Annotated in this window: 21 protein-coding genes; 14 read left to right on the forward strand and 7 right to left on the reverse strand. The window is 63.5% G+C overall.

Annotated features, from left to right (window positions below):
• Position 1 precedes the first annotated feature (1 nt).
• Both K2L43_RS08235 and K2L43_RS08240 read left to right on the forward strand, forming a co-directional pair.
• Positions 2-415, forward strand: a complete 414-nt coding sequence (locus K2L43_RS08235; protein ID WP_220638839.1) for a DUF4149 domain-containing protein — start codon at positions 2-4, stop codon at positions 413-415.
• 6 nt (positions 416-421) lie between these two features.
• Positions 422-1,303 carry a Kdo hydroxylase family protein gene (locus tag K2L43_RS08240; protein ID WP_172206699.1) on the forward strand — a complete coding sequence of 294 codons (882 nt, stop codon included), beginning with the start codon at positions 422-424 and terminating at the stop codon, positions 1,301-1,303.
• Positions 1,304-1,360: 57 nt separating this feature from the next.
• Here the strand turns inward: K2L43_RS08240 and K2L43_RS08245 are convergent, their stop codons facing one another.
• Both K2L43_RS08245 and K2L43_RS08250 read right to left on the reverse strand, forming a co-directional pair.
• Entirely contained in the window at positions 1,361-2,128 is a 768-nt protein-coding gene (locus tag K2L43_RS08245) for a glycosyltransferase (RefSeq protein ID WP_220638840.1), read from the reverse strand.
• 11 nt (positions 2,129-2,139) lie between these two features.
• Positions 2,140-2,613, reverse strand: a complete 474-nt coding sequence (locus K2L43_RS08250; RefSeq protein WP_011805591.1) for a YhbY family RNA-binding protein — start codon at positions 2,611-2,613, stop codon at positions 2,140-2,142.
• A 77-nt stretch (positions 2,614-2,690) separates the two neighbouring features.
• On the opposite strand from K2L43_RS08250, the gene K2L43_RS08255 reads away from it, so the two are divergent.
• The 4 genes from K2L43_RS08255 (at position 2,691) to glmM (ending at position 7,682) form a co-directional block, all read left to right on the forward strand.
• Positions 2,691-3,353: an RlmE family RNA methyltransferase gene (locus tag K2L43_RS08255; RefSeq protein ID WP_015913064.1), complete on the forward strand. Its 663-nt coding sequence runs from the start codon at positions 2,691-2,693 to the stop codon at positions 3,351-3,353.
• Between the two features lie 143 nt (positions 3,354-3,496).
• Complete coding sequence (ftsH, locus tag K2L43_RS08260) at positions 3,497-5,416, forward strand: ATP-dependent zinc metalloprotease FtsH (RefSeq protein WP_011805589.1); 1,920 nt, start codon at positions 3,497-3,499, stop codon at positions 5,414-5,416.
• A 67-nt stretch (positions 5,417-5,483) separates the two neighbouring features.
• Positions 5,484-6,335: a dihydropteroate synthase gene (folP, locus tag K2L43_RS08265; protein ID WP_011805588.1), complete on the forward strand. Its 852-nt coding sequence runs from the start codon at positions 5,484-5,486 to the stop codon at positions 6,333-6,335.
• A gap of 12 nt (positions 6,336-6,347) precedes the next feature.
• Positions 6,348-7,682, forward strand: coding sequence for a phosphoglucosamine mutase (gene glmM / locus K2L43_RS08270; RefSeq protein WP_123676411.1), 1,335 nt, complete (start codon positions 6,348-6,350; stop codon positions 7,680-7,682).
• A 67-nt stretch (positions 7,683-7,749) separates the two neighbouring features.
• Here the strand turns inward: glmM and K2L43_RS08275 are convergent, their stop codons facing one another.
• Entirely contained in the window at positions 7,750-9,972 is a 2,223-nt protein-coding gene (locus tag K2L43_RS08275; RefSeq protein ID WP_049756525.1) for an EAL domain-containing protein, read from the reverse strand.
• Between the two features lie 230 nt (positions 9,973-10,202).
• Here K2L43_RS08275 and K2L43_RS08280 point away from each other — a divergent pair, with 230 nt between their 5' ends.
• From K2L43_RS08280 to K2L43_RS08290, 3 genes are all read left to right on the forward strand, one after another.
• Positions 10,203-11,039: a GNAT family N-acetyltransferase gene (locus tag K2L43_RS08280; protein WP_011805585.1), complete on the forward strand. Its 837-nt coding sequence runs from the start codon at positions 10,203-10,205 to the stop codon at positions 11,037-11,039.
• Between the two features lie 115 nt (positions 11,040-11,154).
• Positions 11,155-13,326, forward strand: a complete 2,172-nt coding sequence (ppk1, locus tag K2L43_RS08285) for a polyphosphate kinase 1 (protein ID WP_220638841.1) — start codon at positions 11,155-11,157, stop codon at positions 13,324-13,326.
• Positions 13,323-13,787 (forward strand): histidine phosphatase family protein, encoded by a 465-nt coding sequence (locus K2L43_RS08290; protein ID WP_015913070.1) that lies wholly within the window; start codon positions 13,323-13,325, stop codon positions 13,785-13,787. The genes ppk1 and K2L43_RS08290 overlap by 4 nt, the downstream gene beginning before the upstream one ends.
• 51 nt (positions 13,788-13,838) lie before the next feature.
• On the opposite strand, the gene K2L43_RS08295 is transcribed toward K2L43_RS08290, so the two are convergent.
• The 4 genes from K2L43_RS08295 to K2L43_RS08310 form a co-directional block, all read right to left on the reverse strand.
• Positions 13,839-14,273: a hypothetical protein gene (locus K2L43_RS08295; protein WP_220638842.1), complete on the reverse strand. Its 435-nt coding sequence runs from the start codon at positions 14,271-14,273 to the stop codon at positions 13,839-13,841.
• A 65-nt stretch (positions 14,274-14,338) separates the two neighbouring features.
• Positions 14,339-15,820 carry an exopolyphosphatase gene (locus K2L43_RS08300; protein ID WP_011805581.1) on the reverse strand — a complete coding sequence of 494 codons (1,482 nt, stop codon included), beginning with the start codon at positions 15,818-15,820 and terminating at the stop codon, positions 14,339-14,341.
• Positions 15,821-15,904: 84 nt separating this feature from the next.
• A complete protein-coding gene (locus K2L43_RS08305) occupies positions 15,905-17,038 on the reverse strand; it encodes an ABC transporter substrate-binding protein (RefSeq protein WP_172206705.1) in 1,134 nt (377 codons plus the stop codon).
• Positions 17,039-17,069: 31 nt separating this feature from the next.
• The gene (locus K2L43_RS08310) at positions 17,070-17,561 is read right to left on the reverse strand and encodes a fasciclin domain-containing protein (RefSeq protein ID WP_015913072.1); all 492 of its coding nucleotides are present in this window, start codon (positions 17,559-17,561) and stop codon (positions 17,070-17,072) included.
• A gap of 200 nt (positions 17,562-17,761) precedes the next feature.
• Between K2L43_RS08310 and pstS the strand changes: the two genes are divergently transcribed.
• The 5 genes from pstS to phoU all read left to right on the forward strand — a co-directional run bounded on the left by pstS (position 17,762) and on the right by phoU (position 22,292).
• On the forward strand, positions 17,762-18,802 hold the full coding sequence (gene pstS, locus K2L43_RS08315) for a phosphate ABC transporter substrate-binding protein PstS (protein WP_220638843.1): 1,041 nt from the start codon (positions 17,762-17,764) through the stop codon (positions 18,800-18,802).
• A 77-nt stretch (positions 18,803-18,879) separates the two neighbouring features.
• On the forward strand, positions 18,880-19,893 hold the full coding sequence (pstC, locus tag K2L43_RS08320) for a phosphate ABC transporter permease subunit PstC (protein WP_011805577.1): 1,014 nt from the start codon (positions 18,880-18,882) through the stop codon (positions 19,891-19,893).
• Positions 19,890-20,771 (forward strand): phosphate ABC transporter permease PstA, encoded by an 882-nt coding sequence (gene pstA, locus K2L43_RS08325; protein WP_011805576.1) that lies wholly within the window; start codon positions 19,890-19,892, stop codon positions 20,769-20,771. The genes pstC and pstA overlap by 4 nt, the downstream gene beginning before the upstream one ends.
• A 22-nt stretch (positions 20,772-20,793) precedes the next feature.
• Entirely contained in the window at positions 20,794-21,576 is a 783-nt protein-coding gene (gene pstB, locus K2L43_RS08330) for a phosphate ABC transporter ATP-binding protein PstB (RefSeq protein WP_011805575.1), read from the forward strand.
• 14 nt (positions 21,577-21,590) lie between these two features.
• On the forward strand, positions 21,591-22,292 hold the full coding sequence (phoU, locus tag K2L43_RS08335; RefSeq protein ID WP_011805574.1) for a phosphate signaling complex protein PhoU: 702 nt from the start codon (positions 21,591-21,593) through the stop codon (positions 22,290-22,292).
• Positions 22,293-22,295 lie beyond the last annotated feature (3 nt).

Genomic DNA, 22,295 nt, shown 5'->3' on the forward strand with positions numbered 1-22,295 from the left:
CATGCGCGAACGCCTGCCCGTGCTGGCTGCGGCCCTGTGGTGGGGTAGCCTCACGGCCATGGGCTTCGTGGCCGTGCCGATGCTGTTCGTCTACCTGCCCACGCCGAGTATGGCGGGGCAGATGGCAGCCCGTTTGTTCGAGGCGCAGACTTATATTTCGATAGCGTGTTGCGCTTGTCTGTTGGTGCTTTCCAAAAGAAAACACGCGGAAACCGAGGAGCAGTGGGCGCGAGCAGCTATGGTTTTTGTGATCCTCGGCCTGCTGCTGGCCTTGCTGGTGCAATATGGCGTGGCGCCGCGCATCGTGGCGCGCCAGAACCTGCGGCTGTGGCACAGCGTGGGCAGTGCCATGTATCTGGTGCAATGGCTCTGCGCGGGTATTACGTTGTGGAAAACTGCCAGGCAAGGAGGGTGAGCGAGCATGGAATCCCAGGTCGTACGCATCGAATCCCGTGATTGGTCGGTACCGGGGACCGACGCCTGGCGCGCTGCGCTGGAGGGCGGCAAGGTGCTGTTCTTTCCCAACCTCGCCTTCGAGGTGCAGCCTGACGAGCGCGCCCTGCTGCGGCCCGACATCCGCGACCCTGGTGCGCGCAACATCAGCCTGAATGTTGACGGCAGCCTGAAGGGCGCGGTGGGCGACGCCGCCACCCAGGCGCAGTTGACGGCCATGATCACGCGCTTTCGGGCGCAGGCGCTGGGCTTGATCGAGGCACTGCTGCCGCATTACACCTCTGCGCTGCGACTGGCCCCCACCAGCTACCGGCCGATGCAGGTGGAAAGCCGCCAGCAATCCTGGCGGGCCGACGACCGGCGGCTGCACGTGGATGCGTTTCCCTCGCGCCCCAACTATGGCGAACGCATCTTGCGCGTGTTTGCCAACGTCAACCCCGACGGGGCGCCCCGTGTGTGGCGCGTGGGTGAGCCCTTCGAAGCCATGGCGCGTAAGTTCCTGCCACGCGCCAAGCCGTATTCGGCGTGGCAGGCCAAGGTGCTGCAGGCGCTGCGTGTGACCAAGTCCTTTCGCAGCGAGTACGACCACCTGATGCTGCAACTGCACGACGGCATGAAGGGCGACCTGGAGTACCAGCGCACCAGTCCGCAGGAAACGGTGCCGTTTCCGGCGGGTTCGGTATGGATGTGCTTTTCGGACCAAGCCACGCATGCGGTCATGTCCGGCCAATACATGCTGGAGCAGACATTGCACCTGCCCGCGTCGCATGGGTATGACCGGGAAGCGAGCCCCTTGGCGATCCTCACGCGATTGACGGGCCGGCCGTTGCACGGCGTTCCGACGGCCTAACCGGCGCCTTGGCGCTGACGGTTCCTGTCCGCCCCGCTTCATGGCGGGGTGACCTCGTCATTCGCGCCAGTGGCGCGCCACCCAGCGTGCGGGCTGGATGTGGTGAAAGCGCTTGTTGCGCCGTCCCTCCAGCGCATCCGGCGGATTGCATTCGCCGTGGAAGATCATGATGCGTGCGCCTTCGGGCACGAAGGGCTCGCGCCAGTAGTTGCTCGGCCACGCGGGAATGCCGTCGTACTTGAAGCTCGGGCACCAGCCTTCAGGCCAGTACGACAGCTTGCCCTGGGCATGCAGGAAGCGTGACAGAAAGGCCTGCTCGTTGCGATAGTTGGCCTGCACCTCGTCCATGTGCGTGCGAAAGTACGCCAGCACATCGGCATGCGCGCCCAGTTCAAAGCGGTAGACCGAGGAGTTGCCCGTGATCCGCTGGCCAAAGCGCCAGAAACGGGGGTAGTCGTGGATGATGAGAAATTCACCCGGCTGCTCGAAGAAGGGATCCAGCCCGCCCACGATCACCACGTCGAGGTCGAGGAACAGCGCTGTGCCGCGCAGGCCGTGCAGGTCGGCCTCGAAGGTCGTGAGCTTCTTCCAGGCGCCGTCCCGCTGGCCGGGCGCCAGTTGCAGATTCAGCGGCGGGATGGGCAGGCACTGCACCTCGGGGCGTATGCCCGCATCGTCGTCGGTGAGGCAGACGAAGTTGAACTCGCCACTCAGGTGGCGGCGCACCATGGCGTAAAGCCGGTTGACGTACTCGGGGCCATATTTCGTGCCCCACTTCATGCAAAGGATGTGGCGCTGGTGCTGCTGCGGCTGCGGTGCGTTCATGGGATCTAGGGTCAATCGGCCTGGCGTTTCTTTACCGACTTCTGCTTGGGCTTGGCACGCTTGATCTGCCCGCCAGGCGTCAGACGCTGGTTACCCAGCACACGCAGTTGTTTGACCTCGGGGCGCTGGCCGCCGCGCTTGCTGAACTTGAGTACCTTCACATCGCGGGGACCGGGCATGCGGTCTTCGTCGATGGCTTTCTCTTTCGCAGGAATGGGCCGCCACAGCACCAGCAGCTTGCCGATATGCTGGATGGGTGCGGCGTTCAGCGCATCGGCCAGTTGCTGATACATCTCCTCGCGTGCGGCGCGGTCGTCGTTGAAGACGCGCACCTTGATGAGGCCATGGGCCTTGAGTGCGGCATCGATCTCCTTTTGAACGGCGGCCGTAAGTCCGTCGCCACCGATCAGGACCACGGGGTCCAGATGGTGGGCATTGGCGCGGTGTTCCCGGCGCTCGGCGGGAGTCAGTTGAATTTGAGGCATACCCGTATTATCTCAACGCCCCGGCAATGGCCGGCATACTGCTGTCCCCCGATCCGGGGCGGCGCACCGATCTATCCATGAAAGCCCAGACCAAAAGCAAGAAGGTGAACAAGGCATGGCTTCACGACCATGTCAACGACACCTACGTCAAGCTCGCCCAGAAGGAGGGCTACCGCGCACGCGCCGCCTACAAACTCAAGGAGATCGACGAACAGCTCGGGCTGATCAAGCCCGGCCATGTGGTGGTGGATCTCGGGTCGTCTCCGGGGGCCTGGAGCCAGTATGTGCGCCGGCGGCTGTCGCCGGACGGGGCTGCCGTGGGGCAACTCAACGGCGTCATCATCGCGCTGGACATTCTGCCGATGGAACCGATTGAAGGCGTCACCTTTTTACAGGGGGATTTTCGGGAGGAAGAGGTGCTGGCACGCTTGCAGGAGGCCGTGCAAGGGCGGCCCGTGGATGTGGTGGTGTCGGACATGGCTCCCAATCTGTCGGGCGTGGAGTCGGTGGATGCCGTGCGTATCGCGCACCTGATCGAGCTGGCGGTGGACTTTGCCGTGCACCATCTGAAGCCTGAGGGGGCACTGGTTGTGAAGCTGTTCCACGGCAGCGGTTACTCCCAGTTGGTGCAACTCTTCAAGGACACCTTTCGCGTGGTCAAGCCGATGAAGCCCAAGGCCTCGCGCGACAAGTCATCGGAGACCTTTCTGGTGGGCATGGGGCTCAAGCGTCAAGGTTGACCGCAGCGCCTTGACCATGGCCTGTGCCGGGGTTAATGGGCAGTGCTGGCGGGTTGAAACGCCTAAAATGAACCCCAATTGCGTTAGGACGTTTCCATGACAGTGTCGTGGCCGGCCTCCCACTTCTGAATCTGGAGTTCCGCTTGAATAATCAGTGGTTTTCAAAAGTCGCCGTCTGGCTGGTCATTGCCATGGTGCTCTTTACGGTGTTCAAACAATTTGACACCCGTGCGGGCGCGGGCGCCGGAACCATCGGCTATTCGGAATTCCTGGAAGAGGTGCGCAGCAACCGCATCAAGAGCGCGACCATCCAGGAAGGGCAGGGCGGCACCGAGATCGTGGCGGTCACCAATGATGACCGCCGCATCCGCACCACGGCCACCTACCTCGACCGCGGCCTCGTGGGCGACCTGATCAACAACAACGTCAAGTTCGACGTCAAGCCGCGCGAAGAAGGCTCGCTGCTCATGACCCTGCTGGTCAGCTGGGGCCCCATGCTGCTGCTGATCGGCGTGTGGGTGTACTTCATGCGCCAGATGCAGGGCGGCGGCAAGGGTGGTGCCTTCAGCTTCGGAAAGTCGAAGGCGCGCATGCTGGACGAGAACAACAACACCGTCACCTTCGCGGATGTGGCGGGCTGCGACGAGGCCAAGGAAGAGGTGAAGGAAGTCGTCGACTTCCTGAAAGACCCGCAGAAATTCCAGAAATTGGGCGGCCGCATTCCGCGCGGCTTGCTGCTGGTCGGCCCACCCGGCACCGGCAAGACGCTGCTGGCCAAGTCCATCGCAGGTGAAGCCAAGGTGCCGTTCTTCAGCATCTCGGGCTCCGACTTCGTGGAAATGTTCGTCGGCGTGGGTGCGGCGCGTGTGCGCGACATGTTCGAGAACGCCAAGAAAAACGCCCCCTGCATCATCTTCATCGATGAAATCGACGCCGTGGGTCGTCAGCGTGGCGCTGGCCTGGGCGGTGGCAATGACGAGCGCGAGCAGACACTGAACCAGATGCTGGTCGAGATGGATGGCTTCGAGACCAACCTGGGCGTGATCGTCGTGGCTGCGACCAACCGTCCCGACATCCTGGACGCTGCCTTGCTGCGCCCCGGCCGTTTCGACCGCCAGGTCTATGTGACGCTGCCTGATATTCGTGGGCGCGAGCAGATCCTGGGTGTGCACATGCGCAAGATTCCGGTAGGGCAGGACGTGAACCCCGCCATCATTGCGCGCGGAACGCCCGGCATGTCCGGCGCAGACTTGGCCAACCTGTGCAACGAAGCAGCGTTGATGGCTGCACGGCGCAATGCGCGCACCGTGGAGATGCAGGACTTCGAGAAGGCCAAGGACAAGATCATCATGGGCCCCGAGCGCAAGACCATGGTCATGCCCGAGGAAGAGCGCCGCAACACGGCCTACCACGAAGCAGGCCATGCGCTGATCGGCAAGTTGTTGCCGAAGTGCGACCCGGTACATAAGGTCACCATCATTCCGCGCGGCCGCGCGCTGGGCGTGACCATGAGCCTGCCCGAGAAGGACCGCTACTCCTACGACAAGGAGTACATGCTGAACCAGATCGCCATGCTGTTCGGCGGGCGCATTGCCGAAGAAGTGTTCATGAACCAGATGACCACGGGAGCCAGCAATGACTTCGAACGCGCCACGTCCATCGCGCGCGACATGGTGATGCGCTACGGCATGAGCGAGGCCCTGGGGCCCATGGTGTACGCGGAGAACGAAGGCGAAGTGTTCCTGGGCCGTTCGGTGACCAAGACCACCAATATCTCCGAAGAAACCATGCAGAAGGTGGATGCCGAGGTGCGTCGCATCATCGACGAGCAGTACGGATTGGCACGCCGCCTGATCGAAGAGAACCAGGACAAGATGCACGCCATGGCGAAGGCCATGCTGGAGTGGGAAACCATCGATGCCGAACAGCTGGACGACATCATGGCCGGCCGGGCGCCTCGCCCGCCCAAGGACTGGACGCCGCGCACCCCTCCTTCGGGTGGTGATGGTTCCAGCGGCGGCACTCCGGCCGTCAAGCCGGACCCGGCGCCCTCCGCCGCCTGACAGCGGTTTGGCATGAACAACGGGGCCTCGCGCCCCGTTTTCTGTATTTCACGGCTCTCACTCACGCATGCGCTGGCAAACCACACGTTTCGACGTGGACCTCACGCGTCCCCAGGTCATGGGGATCGTCAACGTCACCCCAGATTCCTTCTCAGACGGCGGCCGGCATGTCGATACGCGGGGAGCGTTGCGGCACTGCGAGCAGCTGATCAAGGATGGCGCGGATATCCTGGACATCGGCGGTGAATCCACGCGCCCGGGTAGCCCGGCGGTGCCGCTGGAGCAAGAGCTGGCGCGCGTCGTGCCGCTGGTGGTGGAGGCGGTGCGCCTGGGGGTGCCAGTCTCGGTCGACACCTACAAGCCCCAGGTCATGCAGGCGGTGCTGGACCTGGGGGCGGACATCGTCAACGACATCTGGGCGTTGCGCCAGCCAGGGGCGGCCGGGATCGTCGCCGCCCATCCGCGCTGCGGCGTGTGCCTGATGCATATGCACCGGGACCCGCAGACCATGCAGGCCACGCCCATGGAGGAAGATGTGGTGCCGTCAGTGCTCTATTTTTTGGAGCGCTCAGCGCAGGAACTGCAAGCGCTGGGCGTGGAAAAGGCCCGCATCGTGCTCGACTATGGCATTGGGTTCGGCAAGACAGTCGAGCAGAATTTCGCCCTGCTGGCCCGCCAGCCCGAGCTCCTGGCCTTGGGCTACCCGTTGCTGGCCGGCTGGTCGCGCAAATCGTCCATCGGTTCCGTCACTGGCCTGCCTGTGCACGAACGCATGGCACCAAGCGTTGCCGCGGCCGTGCTTGCCGTGGAGCGCGGTGCGCGGGTGGTGCGTGTGCATGACGTACGCGAGACCGTGGCGGCGCTGGCGGTGTGGAGCGCGATGCGGCAGCAGGACACCGGCGCCGCCATTTCCCAGTAATCAAGGAATTTCATGACCCGCAAGTATTTCGGCACCGATGGCATCCGCGGCACGGTGGGACAGTCGCCCATCACCCCCGACTTCGCGCTGCGCTTGGCACATGCGGTAGGGCGTGTGCTGCGCCGCACGCAGGAGCGTCCCACGGTGCTCATCGGCAAGGACACGCGCATCTCCGGTTACATGCTGGAAAGCGCGCTGGAATCGGGCTTCAACTCGGCGGGTGTGGATGTCGTGCTGCTGGGGCCGCTGCCTACGCCGGGTGTGGCCTACCTCACGCGTGCCCAGCGTGCGAGTCTGGGCGTGGTCATCAGCGCCAGCCACAATCCATACCCCGACAACGGCATCAAGTTCTTCAGTGCGCAAGGCACCAAGCTGCCCGACGCATGGGAAGAAGAGGTGGAAGCCGCCCTGGAGCAACCGCCCGTGTGGGCCGATTCCGCATCGCTGGGCAAGACGCGACGGCTGGATGACGCCGCCGGCCGTTACATCGAATTCTGCAAGAGCACTTTTGCCAACGACCTCACGCTGCGGGGCCTGAAGATCGTCGTGGATGCCGCACATGGCGCGGCTTATCACATCGCGCCCAAGGTGTTCCATGAACTGGGGGCCGAGGTCCTGGCGATCGGGTGCGCGCCCGATGGACTCAACATCAACCATCAGGTGGGCGCCACGCATCCGGACGCGCTGGTGCGAGCCGTGCGTGCCAACCATGCTGACTACGGCATTGCGCTGGATGGCGACGCGGACCGCGTGCAAATGGTGGATGCGGCGGGGCGGCTTTTCAACGGTGACGAACTGCTCTACGTGATGGTCGCCGCCCGGCTGGCGCGCGACGAGCATGTGCCCGGCGTAGTCGGCACCTTGATGACCAACATGGCCGTGGAAGAAGCCCTGCAGCGGCGCGGCGTGAAATTCATGCGCGCCAAGGTGGGGGACCGCTATGTGCTGGAAGAACTCCAGCGCCAGCATTGGCTGTTGGGCGGGGAGGGCTCGGGCCACCTGCTCGCGCTGGACCGGCACACCACGGGCGATGGCCTGATCAGCGCGTTGCAGGTGTTGCAGGCGTGCGTGCGCAGCGGCAAAACGCTGGCACAGCTGCTCGCGGACGTGCCGTTGTTTCCCCAGGTGTTGCTCAATGTGCGCTTGAACCCGGGCCAGGACTGGAAAACCAACCCTGTGCTCGCGGATGCCATCCGCGACGCAGAGGCCGAATTGGGCGCCCATGGCCGCGTGCTGGTACGCGCCAGCGGCACGGAGCCACTGTTGCGCGTGATGGTGGAGGCACGTGAGGCCGAGCAGGCGAACCGCTGCGCACAACGCATGGCAGACGCGGCGCGTGCGGGCTGATTTGCTATTGTTACTGTAGCTGCTTGCGCTTGATAGACGGGCGCTACAGGCACTTTTGACTGTTCATTCAGGCTGGGCGCTGCAGCAGATACTGCTGCAGATGCGGGGCCCCCAGGGGCCGGCTGAAATAGAAACCCTGGGCTTCATCACAGCCCTGTTCGCGCAGGAACGTCAGCTGATGGGCGGTTTCTACCCCCTCGGCCGTGGTGCGCATGCCCAGCGCCTGCGCCATGCGGATGATGGCGCTGACGATGGCGCGGTCGTTGCCGTCATGGTCCAGGTCGCGCACGAAGGACTGGTCGATCTTCAGCCGGTAGATCTGGAATCGCTTGAGATGGCTCAGCGACGAATAGCCGGTACCAAAGTCATCCATCGACAGGCGCACGCCTTTGGCGTGGAGCTGGTCCATCGTCGCGATCGCGGCGTGGGGGTCCGCGACGGCCACGTTCTCGGTCAGCTCCAGCTCCAGCAGGTGGGGCTGCACTCCGTACTCGGCGAGAAGCCGGTCCACCAGCTCCAGCAACTGCGGCTGGCGGAACTGCACGGCGGACAGATTCACTGCCATCGTCAGGGCCGGAAGTCCCTGGCTATGCCAGGTGCGCAACTGCGCCAGCGCCGTGCGCAGCACCCACTCGCCAATGGGCAGGATTTGCCCAGTGTCTTCTGCCACCGGAATGAATTCTGCCGGCGATACCGCGCCCAGTTCTGGGTGATGCCAGCGCAGCAGCGCCTCCACGCCGCAGACCCGGCCCGTCGCGATGGACACCTGGGGTTGGTAATGCAGCGACAACTGGTTGCGCTCCAGAGCCCGCCGCAGCGCGTTGGTCAATTGCAGCGCTCGGGCCGACTGCGCCTGCATCGTGGGCGTGAAGAACCGGAAGCTGTTGCGTCCGTCCGCCTTGGCGCGGTACATCGCGGTATCGGCCGACTGGATCAGGGTCTCGAAATCGCTCCCATGCTCAGGAAAGAGCGCAATCCCCATGGACAGGGCCAGCGACAATTCATGGTGCTGGATGTGCACCGGCTGCAGGGCTGCTTCCTGCATCTTGGCCGCCACCCGCGCGGCGCCTTGCGCGTTGGCGCCGGGTAGCAGGAGCACGAACTCGTCACCCCCTAGACGCGCCACGGTGTCCCTTTGCCGCACCGTGGTGCGCAGGCGCTGTGCGATTTCCACCAACAGTGCATCGCCGATGCGATGGCCCAGCGAGTCGTTCACGTGCTTGAAGTTGTCCAAGTCCAGGAACATCACGGCCAGGGGCGCACCGGACTCTTGCGCCTGGCGGATCGCGTCCTGACCGCGCTCGGCCAGAAGGACGCGGTTGGGCAGTTCGGTGAGCGCGTCGTAGTGCGCCATCCAGTAGATACGTTCCTGGTCGCGTTGACGGTCCTGGATCTCGCGGTGCAGGTTGCCCACTGTCTCCTGCAACTCGCGCGTGCGGTCGCGCACTTGCTGCTCCAGTTCGCCATGCATGCCCGCGAGCTGCCTCTGAATGCGCAATCGCTCGCTCACATCCATCACGATCCAGATGGAGCCCTGCGCGACATTCGACGGATCGACGGCCTTGCTGCGTACCTCACATTCAATGGCGCGCCCATCGCGGGTGCGCAAGACCATCTGGCCTTCGAAGGCCTGTCCCTGCACCAGCGGCGCATAGCAGCGCACCCCGGCCTCGTGCCAGTCTTCGTCGCTCAAATACCACCGCCGCGACGAGGACCCTGCCAGTTCGCCCGGGCCGTACCCCAGGATCTGCTCGAAATGGCGGTTGCACCGTGTCATGCGCCGCTCTTGCAGGAAGACGATGCCCACCATGGCACTGTCGAACAGCACCTGCTTTTCCCACAAGGCCGCCTGCAACTGCGCCTGAGCGCGCTTTTGCTCGTCGATGTCGTCGATGATCCAGATGGACCCTTCGCGGCTGTCCCGGGGGTTGATCAATCGCCCGGTGAGGTGCGCCCAGAACAGTTGGCCGTCGCAGCGTTTCAGCTGGCGCTCCGTGCGATACGCCTGACCGCGCGCGAGGGTCGGATAAGCGGCGCGGCCGAGTTCGCGGAACGCTCCCCGGCTTGGGTGCAGGGCTTCGCTGCTTCGGCCAATCGCGTCTTCGGGCGAGGGTAGCCCGAAGATCTCGGCGCAGCGCTGGTTGCACCGCACCAAAGCGCGGTTGCGAATGAACACGATCCCGACACCCGCGCTGTCCAGCAAGGTCTGCTGTTCCCGCAGGACGCGCTGCATCGCCCCGGGAGAAACCTGCCCTGGGTCCTGCGCCAGGGCGGTGGACGGGTGCGACATGGACCAGCAGTCCGAAGATGGTGACGTTGGAAATCCTGATTTGTAGCAATTGTATTAGCGGCGGGGCGTTTTCGGCCATCTCTTTTTGGCAGGGTTAGTCCCATGACACAAAGTCGCCACGAAGGCGACACCGCGCCGTCACGGGCCGTATGCACAGTCATGTCCAAGGAATGCGGTGCTCCGGCCTCTTCGGGCAGGCACGCGTGGTCCTTGCGACATCAGGAGTGCCAATGAGCGACTTGCCGAACCCCACCATGCCCTTGAGCCCCGTGACCCTTCCCAGGGGGTCACTTCACCGCCCACGCAGCACGGAAGGTGTGGGCCACGGTGCAGCGCCGCACGGCGGTGTGGAGGTGGCCTGGGCGCGGCATCTCGATGAAGTCCGTCAAGCGCAGCGGTTGAGATTCGATGTCTTCGCTTCGGAAATGGGCGCACGTCTGCAGACCGCGCTGCCCGGCCATGATGTGGACCTCTTTGACGACTACTGTGAGCATCTACTGGTGCGCGACACGCAGTCGCGGCAAGTGATCGGCACCTACCGGGTCTTGACGCCTGCGCAGGCCCAGCGCGTGGGCAGCACGTATAGCGATACCGAGTTCGACCTGACGCGCCTGCGCGGCCTGCGTGAGCGCATGGTGGAACTGGGCCGCAGTTGCGTTCACCCCGACCATCGCCATGGCGGCGTCATTCTTGCGCTGTGGGGCGCACTGGCGGACTTCATGGCCCGCAACCGGCTGGACACGATGATCGGCTGCGCCAGCATCCCGATGCTGCACGGCGGCATTGTCACGGGCGACGTGGCCGCCAGCATCTGGCACCAATTGCGCCAGACGCATCTCGCGCCCATCGAATACCATGTCTTGCCCCGCTTGCCGCTGCCTGTCGAGCACCTGGACAGCAGCATGGATGTGGAGCCGCCAGCGTTGATCAAGGGCTATTTGCGCCTGGGTGCCAAGATTCTGGGAGCGCCTGCCTGGGACCCGGATTTCAACACGGCCGACCTGCCCATGCTGATGCGCCTGGTGGATCTACCCCCTCGCTACCGGAAGCACTTCCTGGGACATTGACGAGTACGCCTTCGGAAAGGTATCCCGAGCAACGCATGACAGAAACAAGTCAATGTCATGAATTTGTCATTGGCATGGCGAATACTGGCAGTCACTTCTTCTTCTTTGTGCTCCCATGTCCTCTTCCGTGACTCCGTCCGCTGTCTCTCGCCAGATCGACGAGGAACCGGATACCGGCGTGGAAAAGAAGGGGGCCGCCGCCGCTTTGCCGGTTCCCGTGGCTGGCGTGCCGTTGCTGGACCGTGACCACAGCATTCTTGCTTTCAATGAACGGGTGCTGGACTGGGCGATGCGGGAAGACGTGCCGCTGCTGGAGCGGCTGCGCTACCTGTGCATCGTTTCTTCCAACCTTGACGAGTTCTTCGAAGTACGTGCCGCTGCCCATCTTGCCGCGGCGGACGGTGGTGAAGCCAAGCAAGGCTACAGCCTGCATTCGTTTGAGGCGCTGGCACGCAAAGCCCACGATCTGGTCGAGCGGCAATACGCCCTGTACAACCATTCGCTGATTCCCGCGTTTGCCGCGCAGGGCATACGCATGGTCTCGCATGGCGAGCGCACGGCGGCGCAGCGGCGGTGGGTGCGTGAGTATTTCCAGCGCGATGTGCGCCCGCTGCTCATTCCGGTGGGGTTGGATCCGGCGCACCCATTTCCCCAAGTGGCGAACAAATCCCTGAACTTCATCGTGCGCCTGCGCGGCAGCGATGCCTTCGGGCGTGAAAACGAGATCGCCATTGTCAAGGTGCCGCGCGTATTGCCGCGCATCATGCGCCTGCCCGCACATGTGGCGCCCACGGGCATGCAGTTCGTCAGCCTCTCCAGCATCATCCGCACGCACCTGGTGGACCTGTTTCCGGGCCGCGAGGTGTACGAATTTTCGCAGTTCCGCGTCACCCGTCACTCGGACCTCGCTGTGGATGAGGAAGACGTGCGCAACCTGCGCACCGCCCTGCGGCAGGGACTGCAGCAGCGGCACTTCGGTCAAGCGGTGCGCCTGGAGGTGTCTTCCGGTTGCTCGCGATTCCTGGCCGAATTCCTGCAATCCCAGTTCGCTCTGCCTGCCGCGGCGCTGTACCGGGTGCATGGCCCTGTCAACCTGGTGCGGTTGGTGCAGATGGTGGAACTGATTAATGTGCCAGCCTTGCTGTTCCCTCCGTGGCGCCCGGCATGGCCAGTGCAATTGCCGCGCTCCAGCTCCATCATGGCGGAGCTGCGCCGCAGAGACCTGCTCATCCACCAGCCTTTCGAGAGTTTTGACGGAGTGCTGGCATTCCTGCGCGAAGCGGTCAACGATCCGCAGGTGCTGGCCATCAAGCAGACCATCTATCGCACGGGCTCGGATTCGGAACTCATGGAGCTCCTGCGTGAGGCGGTGCGTCGCGGCAAGGAAGTGACGGCAGTCGTGGAACTGAAGGCACGCTTTGACGAGGAGGCCAACATCAACTGGGCCGAAGCGCTGGAGTCCATCGGCGCGCAGGTGGTGTATGGCGTCGTGGGCTTGAAGACCCATGCCAAGATGCTCTTGGTGACGCGCCGCGAAGGAGGGCGCCTGCGGCGCTACGGGCACCTGTCCACTGGCAATTACAACCCACGCACGGCCCGGCTCTATACCGATCTAAGCTATCTGACGGCGGATGCGGACCTGACGGCGGACATGGATCTCGTCTTTGACCATCTGGCCAATCAGAACCGGCTGCCACCGCTGAAGCAGTTGGTCATGGCGCCCTTCGACCTGCACTCGTTCCTGTTGGAGCAAATTGAGCAGGCAGGGCTGGCGGCTGAGCGCGGCGAGGGCGGCCGCATCGTCGCCAAGATGAACGCGCTGACCGATGAGGCATTGGTGCAGGCGCTCATCCGCGCGGGCCAGCGTGGCGCAAGCGTTGACCTCATCGTGCGCGGCGCATGCATCCTCCCCGCACAGGTGGCGGGCGCCACGGAGAACATCCGGGTGCGTTCCGTCATCGGTCGCTTCCTGGAGCACACGCGCGTGTTTTACTTCCGCAGCGGTACGCGGGAAGACCTTTACCTGTCCAGCGCCGATTGGATGAACCGCAACATGCTGCGCCGCGTGGAACTGGCGTGGCCGGTGACGGACAAGAAGCTGCGCCAGCGCATCATTGACGAATGCCTTGTGGCCTACCTGCACGACAACCGTGATGCGTGGAGCCTGGAGAGCGATGGCAGTTATTCCCGCGCGCCGCATGTGCTGGATGGCGCGGGAGCCCAAAATGCCCTGATGGCGCGCTACGCCCCCGTAGCTGCGCCTGTGCCCCGGAAAGAAAGCGCATGACGGATCTCATACTTTGGCGCCATGCCGAGGCGGAAAATGCCGGTGAGAACGAAGACGACCTGGACCGGCCGCTGACGCAGCGTGGCGAAAAACAGGCGGCGCGCATGGCGGTGTGGCTCGATCGCCAACTGCCCGACGGATTGCGCGTGCTTGCCAGCCCCGCACGGCGCACCGAGCAGACCGCAAAAGCACTGGGCCGCAAATACAAGCTGCGTGCAGAACTGTTGCCGGGCGGACAACCCGATGAGCTACTTGAACTGGCCCAGTGGCCGCGTTCGCGGGGGGCAGTGCTGATAGTGGGCCATCAGCCGATGCTGGGGCAAACGGTGGCGCGGCTCCTGGGCTTGCGTGCCGATGAATGCTCCATCCGCAAGGGAGCCGTATGGTGGCTGCGCCATCGGCAACGACAGGATGCCAGCGAGACCATCCTGCTTGCGGTGCAATCGCCCGAATTCCTGTAGCTGGAGCGCAGGACAGGGCAGGCGATCTTCCAACCTGCCCTGCAAAGCAGACTATTTCTTGTCCGACTTAGGGCGCCCGGTCTTGATGGCGGGTATGGACTGCATTGCCTTTTGCAGGGTGGCATCGTCCAGTTGCGACAATAACTTGAGGCCGGCCCGCAGTAACTCGCTCTTCTTGGCAGGCGTCGACAAGCGGGCCGTGCGTTCCTTCAGCGTTTCGATGACAGCGTACTCGTCCTTCGGGATGGTGAAGCTATCGCGCACCAGCTTGGGCTTCTTAGCCTTCATGTCTTTTTCTTTGTCGGCCGCAGATGGTGCTGCCTTGGTGGCCGCTTTGAGGGGCGCTTTTACGTGTGCCCTGGAAGGCTTTGCCAGCGACTTCTTCAGCGAAGCCGCTGGCGCTTCTGTTGCCAGATCTTTTGCCGGAGTTGGAGCCGGGGCCTGCGCGGCCGGGGCCGCTGTGTCGGTAGCGGGAGTTCGTGCCATATACTTTGCCTGACTGAAAAACGATATAAACAGTTTATATCGTTTTATGTTGCGGCGCCATCACATCAAGAAAGCTCGGTCACGAATTCCCATGGCGTTTTTTGCCATGCATCGGATTCTTCCCGCAGCAGGTGTGCAGACTGCGGATAGGCCGCTGCCCAGCCGGTGCGCGACTGCACGGTACAGCGGCGGCCTTCCACCTGCAGATGGATACCTTCTACGTCTGGAGGGCGCCGCGCGTGGCACAGGGCCACTGCTGCGCGTAGGCACATGAGCTGCAAGGCAAAGACCGGATCGGCGAGATTCGCGGCTTCCAGCTTGCGCACCTTCCCCCGGTGGCCCAGCACCAGGAGCCCCAGATGGTGCAGTTCGGGCAAGGCAAAGCCGGCTGCATCCGTATGGTCCAGGATGTAGGCGCCGTGATGGTGGTAGTCGCTGTGTGAAATGCGGCACCCGATCTCGTGCAGGCAGGCGGCCCAGCCGAGCTTGCGGGCGGCACGTTCGCTGCCTTGCGGGGAAGCCTCGCGGAACAGGCGGCAGGCCAGTTCGGCAACGCGCTCGGCATGGGCGTGGTCCACCGTAAAACGGTGCATGAGCGAGCGCACGGTAGCTGAGCGCAAATCCGTTTCGGGCTGGTCGCGGTCCAGAAGATCGTAGAGGGCACCTTGACGCAGGGCGCCTTGCGCCACGGTCATGCGTTCGATATCCAGCAGATCAAAGATCGCACGCACGATGCTGACGCCCCCTCCAATCACCGCCTTGCGGTCGTCCTTGAGGCCGTCCAGTCGCAGGCGGTCTACATGGCGCGCACGCATCAGCTGGTCCTGCAGCCAGTCGAGGCCCTCCCGGCGGATCACACCCTCCTCACCGCCAGCGGCAGCAAGGATGGAGCCAACGGCCCCGACGGTGCCTGATGAGCCATAGGCCACATCCCACGTCTGGCGCCGGTAACTGTCCATCGCCTCGTCCAGCACGGCCTTGGCGGCGATCTCAGCGGCTTCGAAAGCGTGGCGCGTGAAGGAACCGTCAGCGAAGTAGCGGGCAGACCAAGCCACGCTGCCCACGCGGTAGGACGCCACGGTACCTGGCGTGAACTGCTGCCCCAGAATCAATTCCGTCGAGCGACCGCCGATGTCCACGACCAGGCGCTTTTCGTCGGATTGCGGCAGCAGTCTTGCCACGCCCTGGTAGATGAGCCGCGCCTCTTCAGGCCCGGACACGACGTCGATGGGAAAGCCCAGAATCCGGCTTCCTCGGGTAATGAATTCTTCCCGGTTGCGTGCCTCGCGCAAGGTTTGCGTCGCCACCGCACGGACATGAGCAGCTGGAAAACCCGCAAGCCGCTCTGCAAACCGGGCAAGGCAATCCCAGCCACGCTGCATGGCGTCCTGCGTGAGGTTGCGGTCCTCATCGAGGCCGCCGCCCTGGCGAACGGTTTCTTTCAGGTATTCGACACGGCGGATCTGCCCGTGTTCGAGGCGGCCGATTTCCAGGCGAAAGCTATTGGAGCCCAGATCCACGGCTGCCAGCAGTATTCCATCTTGCATGGGGATGCACGCTGTGCGCAGGTTTTCCAGCGGTGCAGCATAGCATCGGCGCCGGGGAGAAAACGACTGCAGGGCGGCCACGTCTCAGCCCACGATGCGTCCGTCGGCCGTGAGCATGCTTTGTGTGACGTGGGCATTGGCCAGGCGTCTGTCTTCGTAGGCCACCAGGTAGCCGCCGACCTGGATTTCTACGCGTTTACGCAACGCGGCGAGAACGCTAGCGCGTGTGACCGGCCCGGCCACCGACTGCAGCACCTCTGCGGTATACCGTGCGGCGATGAAGCCCGCCAGCCCCTGAGGCGAGGGGGGCTCGTCGTAGAGCTTGGCCATGACCTCGCGGTAGTTGCGCACGATGGACATGCCGTGCGACACCAAGGGAACCGGTTGCGTGGCGATGACGGAAATGCCGCGCGGAATGCCACCCAACTGCGCCAGCACCTGCAGATTCGCATCGGCAAGGGCCACTACATAGCATTGCCGGCCCTGGGGCAGGGTCAGGTGTCTTACATATTCGTGAAGCTCCGGAGTGCCCCCGATGAACAGCACGATGGCAGGGGGAATTCCGCGTTGCTCCTGGGGCGAGAGGGGCTGGATGCGCAACCCCATGGCCTTGCCCACTTCGGTGACCAGACCCTGCAACTGCTGCTGGAGTGTCGCATTGGCGTAGACCGCACCTGCCTGTTGCACTCCCATGACCGCGAGAGAGCGAATGGCATGGGTCATCTGGGCACGGTAATTGGGAAAGATGGGAAAGACGGTGTCGCTGTCGTCCTTCCATTGCCGCAAGAGCCAGGGTGCCAGGTGGGCCAGTGCGGCCTCGCCCGTCTGAAGGGTGGCGATGGCGGCCGCCGTGCTGTCCCCCACGCACCCGGACAATGCCACACACGCGGCGTTGTCGTATGCCGCCTTCCAGGCCGTGCGAACTGCGGCAGCCGACCCGTCGGTCTCCACCACCACATGCTGGACGGAGCGGCCGCGAATGCCGCCGCCACGAGCGTTCAGGTCCGTCCATGCAGCCCGGGACCCGATCAGGAAGTCACGGCTGACGTCCTGGTTCTGTGGCGACAGATCCACGATCTGTGTGACTGCGAGAGCGCGTGGCTCCTGCGCCCGCGCCACGGGCGCATATGCCGCTGCGCCGATGGCGCAGGCAGCGCCCGCCGCCTTCAACAGGGCGCGCCGCTGCAATCGCAGGCTGCAAGAAAGGGGAGGATGCATGGTCTGGAAGGACAGGTTGGCGTGGAGCGGCTTACTTCTTGCGGGGAGGCACCAGCACGCGATCAATCACGTGCACGACACCGTTGCCCGCCTTCAGGTCGGCCTGTTCCACCAGGGCGTCCTCCACGGTCACAAAGTCTGCGGCGCGTGCCAGAGCAATGTCCGAGCCCTGCAGGGTCTTCAGCTTGCCGGCCTTGGCGCTTGCGGTGACGTGTGCCGGCACGATGTGATAGCTCAGCACGGCCTTCAGCTGTTCCTTGTCGTTCTTGAGGGCGTCACGCGTCTTCGCAGGAAGCGCCTGGAAGGCTGCATCGCTGGGGGCGAAAACCGTGTAGGGGCCGGAGCCGTTCAGCGTGGCTGCCATGCCTGCGTCGGCGACCAATTGGTTGAAGGTGCTGAGGTTCTTGGTCTTGGCCACCACGCCGCCCACCGTGTTAGGGGCAGACGCGGGGGTAGAACAGGCGCCCAGGGTCGCGACGATCGCGAGGGCCAGGGTGGTTTGAAGAGTCAGGCGACGGAACATGTGGTTCTCCCGTAGAGGTGTGTTTGTTACCGACTGTTGTCGGTGGCGGGAGCGTACGTTCCCCGTGCGACAGTTCCGTGACAAGGAAGTGGGGCAGCGCTGCGGACGGTGTATGACGGTCAAGAATGAATGTCACGGTGATGTCACAAACGGCTTTTAGAGTCGCAGCATTGAGTTTTTTCAACCAAGAGGTCTCTTCCATGAAACTCTCCGCGATTCGCGTTCTGGTGTCTGGTGTTGTGGCAATGGGCGCGTTTTCTGGCGCCTGGGCACAGCAGGAAGCAACGGGCGCTGGCGCCAGCTTCCCTGCACCCCTGTATTCCAAGTGGGCGGCCGACTACAACAAGGCCACGGGCGTCAAGATCAACTACCAGTCCGTCGGCTCGGGCGCCGGTCTGCGTCAGATCGAGGCCAAGACGGTTGATTTCGGCGCTTCCGATGCGCCCCTGAAAGACGAAGAATTGGCCAAGAAGGGGCTCGTGCAGTTCCCTACCGTGATCGGCGGTATCGTTCCCGTGGTGAACATCAAGGGTATTCAGCCCGGCCAACTCAAGCTCAACGGCCAACTGCTCGGCGACATCTATCTGGGCAAGATCACCAAGTGGAACGACGAAGCCATCAAGGCCTTGAACCCGGGCCTGAACCTGCCTGATGCCGCCATCGCCCCGGTGCGCCGTGCCGATGGCTCCGGCACCACCTTCGGTTTCACCAACTACCTGAGCAAGGTGAACGCCGAGTGGAAGGCCAAGGTGGGCGAAGGCACTGCCGTGAACTGGCCCACCGGCGCGGGCGGCAAGGGCAACGAAGGCGTGGCCGCGTTCGTGGGACGCCTGCCCAACTCCATCGGCTACGTGGAGTACGCCTACGTGAAACAAAACAAGCTGACGTTCGCGCAGATGCAGAACAGCGCTGGCAACTTCGTGTCGCCTGATGAGGCCACCTTCAAGGCCGCCGCCGCGGGTGCGGAGTGGACCAAGAGCTTCTACCAGATCCTGACGAACCAGCCCGGCAAGGATGCATGGCCGCTCACCTCCGCCACCTTCATCCTGATGCAGAAGTCGCAGGACAAGCCGGTGCAGGCTGCTACGGCACTGAAGTTCTTCGAGTGGGCATACAAGTCGGGCGACAAGACCGCTTCTGACCTGGACTATGTGCCCATGCCGGAAAATGTGAAGGCAGTGATCATGAAGTCGTGGGGCGAGATCAAGGACACTTCGGGCAAATCCATCGCCCTGAAGTAAGCTGATACGGCCGCCTGCCCTGGCGGGCAGGCTGCCGGTTCCTCTGTTTTACAAGGCAATCAGACGTGTCCAGTACCATGCCCGTCCACGAGGCCCCGCCGCTTGATGCGGCTGTTGGCGCATCCAGGGGTTCCCCCCCGCCCCGTACCACCCTGTTTTCCGGCGTGATTGCCGATCGCATCTTCGGTTGGTTGGCGCGCGGCGCAGCCGTGCTGACCCTGGCGCTTTTGCTGGGCATCATGGCGTCGCTCGTGCACGGTGCCTGGCCATCGATCCAGCAGTACGGCCTGGGCTTCCTGACGAGCAGCGTCTGGGATCCCGTGCAGAACGAGTACGGCGGCCTGGTGATGGTCTATGGCACCCTGACGACCTCCATCATCGCGCTGTTGATCGCCGTGCCCGTCAGTTTCGGCATTGCGCTGTTTCTGACGGAGCTTTCCCCTGCATGGCTCAAGCGTCCTCTGGGAACGGCCATCGAACTGCTGGCGGCTGTGCCTTCGATCGTCTACGGCATGTGGGGCCTGATGGTGTTTGGCCCCATTCTTGCCACTTATGTGCAGCAGCCGCTGCAGTCGCTGTTCCACGGCGTGCCTTACCTTGGCGCGCTGGTGTCGGGGCCGCCCGTGGGTATCGGCATTCTGTCGGCCGGCATCATCCTGGCCATCATGATCATCCCCTTCATCGCGTCGGTCATGCGCGATGTGTTTGAAGTCACTCCCGCGCTGCTCAAGGAGTCCGCCTACGGCCTGGGCTCCACTACTTGGGAGGTGGTGTGGAAGGTGGTGCTGCCCTATACCAAGTCCGGTGTCCTGGGCGGCATCATGCTGGGTCTGGGCCGTGCGCTGGGCGAGACCATGGCGGTCACCTTCGTGATCGGCAATATGAACCAGCTCAATTCACTGTCCGTGTTCGAGGCGGCCAACAGCATCACCTCCGCGCTGGCCAACGAATTTGCCGAAGCCGGCGAGGGCCTGCACCAGGCGTCGTTGATTTATCTGGGACTGGTGCTCTTCTTCATCACTTTCGTGGTGCTGGCCTTGTCCAAGCTGCTGCTGGCGCGCCTCAAGAAGAACGAAGGGGCCCGCGCATGAGCACGTCGCAAAAACTGATCTCCGCAGCCGAGCTGGCCCAGGTGCGCCAGGCGCGCTATGCGTCGCGCAAGCGCCTGAACCAGATCGCATTGACGCTGTCGCTTCTGGCCATGGCGTTTGGCGTGTTCTGGCTGGTCTGGATCCTGTGGGAAACCATCCGGCTGGGCGTGGGCGGGCTGAGCGTGGCGCTGTTCACGCAGATGACGCCCCCGCCCAACGAAGCCGGTGGTATCGCGAACGCGATCTTCGGTTCCTTCGTCATGGTGCTGCTGGCGACGTTCGTAGGCACGCCCATCGGCATCATGGCGGGCGTCTACCTTGCGGAATACGACGCACGCGGCTGGCTGGCATCCACGACGCGCTTTGTGAATGACATCCTCCTGTCCGCACCCAGCATCGTGATCGGCTTGTTTGTTTATGCCGTGGTGGTCGCCCAGTTCAAGAGCTTCTCGGCCTACGCCGGGATCATGGCCTTGGCGCTCATCGTCATCCCCGTGGTGATCCGCACCACCGAAAACATGCTGATCCTCGTTCCGGCCAGTCTGCGCGAGGCGGCCTACGCCCTGGGCACACCCAAATGGAAGGTCATCACCATGGTGACGCTGCGCGCGGCCCGCGCCGGCGTGATCACCGGCATATTGCTGGCGGTGGCACGCATCGCAGGCGAGACGGCGCCCCTGCTGTTCACTGCACTGAACAACCAGTTCTGGAATGGCGACCTGTCCAAGCCCATGGCCAGCTTGCCGGTGACCATCTTCAAGTTCGCCATGAGCCCCTATGAGAACTGGCAGCAGCTCGCCTGGGCTGGCGTGTTCCTCATCACCCTTGCGGTGCTGGGCCTGAACATCTTGGCCCGTGTGGTCACGCGCCAAAAGTAACTATTGCCTCCGGAAGACATTCATGCCCTCCACCAAGACCTCCGCGCCCGTGCAATCCAAGATCACGGTCCGTGACCTGAACTTCTATTACGGGAAGTTCCATGCCCTCAAGAGCATCAACCTCGACATTCCCGAGAAGAAGGTCACCGCCTTCATCGGGCCGTCGGGCTGCGGCAAATCCACGCTGCTGCGCACCTTCAACCGCATGTTCGAGTTGTATCCCGAGCAGCGCGCCGAGGGGCAGATCATCCTCGACGGCGAGAACCTGCTCACCAGCAAGCAGGACGTGGCGCTGATCCGCGCCAAGGTGGGCATGGTGTTCCAGAAGCCCACGCCGTTTCCCATGTCGATCTACGACAACATCGCCTTTGGCGTGAAGCTTTTCGAGAGCCTGAGCGCGAGCGACATGGACGACCGCGTGGAATGGGCGCTGCGCAAGGCGGCCTTGTGGAATGAGGTCAAGGACAAGCTGGACCAGAGCGGCGCGGGCCTGTCCGGCGGCCAGCAGCAGCGCCTGTGCATCGCACGCGGCATCGCCATCAAGCCGGAAGTGTTGTTGCTCGACGAGCCCTGCTCGGCGCTGGACCCCATCTCGACCGCCAAGATCGAGGAATTGATCGCTGAACTGAAAGACGACTACACCGTGGTCATCGTCACGCACAACATGCAGCAGGCGGCGCGCTGCAGTGACTACACCGCCTATATGTATTTGGGCGACCTGGTGGAGTTCGGGGACACAGAGCAGATGTTCTTCAAGCCGCAGCGCAAGGAGACAGAGGACTACATCACGGGCCGCTTCGGCTGATGGAGGTACGGGACATGGCAGACAAACATCTTTCTTCACAGTTCGACAGCGAACTGAACAACATTTCCTCCCGCGTCATGGAACTGGGCGGCCTGGTGGAGTCGCAGATTCGCCAAGCCATCTATGCGCTTTCCCACTTCAACCTGGAAGCCGTGGAACAGGTGGAGCAGTTGGAGCGCCGCGTGAACGCCATGGAGGTCGAGATCGACCATGAGCTGGCTTCCGTCATCGCGCGCCGCCAGCCCACCGCACGCGACCTGCGCCTGCTGATGGCGTTCTCCAAGGCCATCGCCAATCTGGAGCGCATGGGTGACGAGGCCACGCGCATGGCGCGCATGGTCAAGTCCATCATCGAAAGCGGGGCCGCCCGTTCGCTACCGTCCAGCGACCTGCGTGTGGCGGCCGACCTGGCTTCGGGGCTCCTGCGCAAGGCGCTGGATGCGTTTGCCCGCCTGGACACCAAGGCCGCTGTTGCCATCCTGAAGGAAGACGATCTCATCGACCGGGAGTTCGACGGTTTCGTGCGCAAGCTCATCACCTACATGATGGAAGACCCGCGCACCATCTCCGCCAGCCTGGACCTGCTGTTCCTGGCCAAGGCCATCGAGCGCATCGGCGACCATTCCAAGAACGTGGCCGAGCTGATCATCTATCTCGTCAAGGGCAAGGACGTGCGCCACACGGCGCTGGACGAGATCGAGTCGGCCGTGGCCTGAGAA

This window comes from Diaphorobacter sp. MNS-0, from assembly GCF_019602835.1.
Lineage (GTDB): Bacteria > Pseudomonadota > Gammaproteobacteria > Burkholderiales > Burkholderiaceae_C > Diaphorobacter > Diaphorobacter nitroreducens.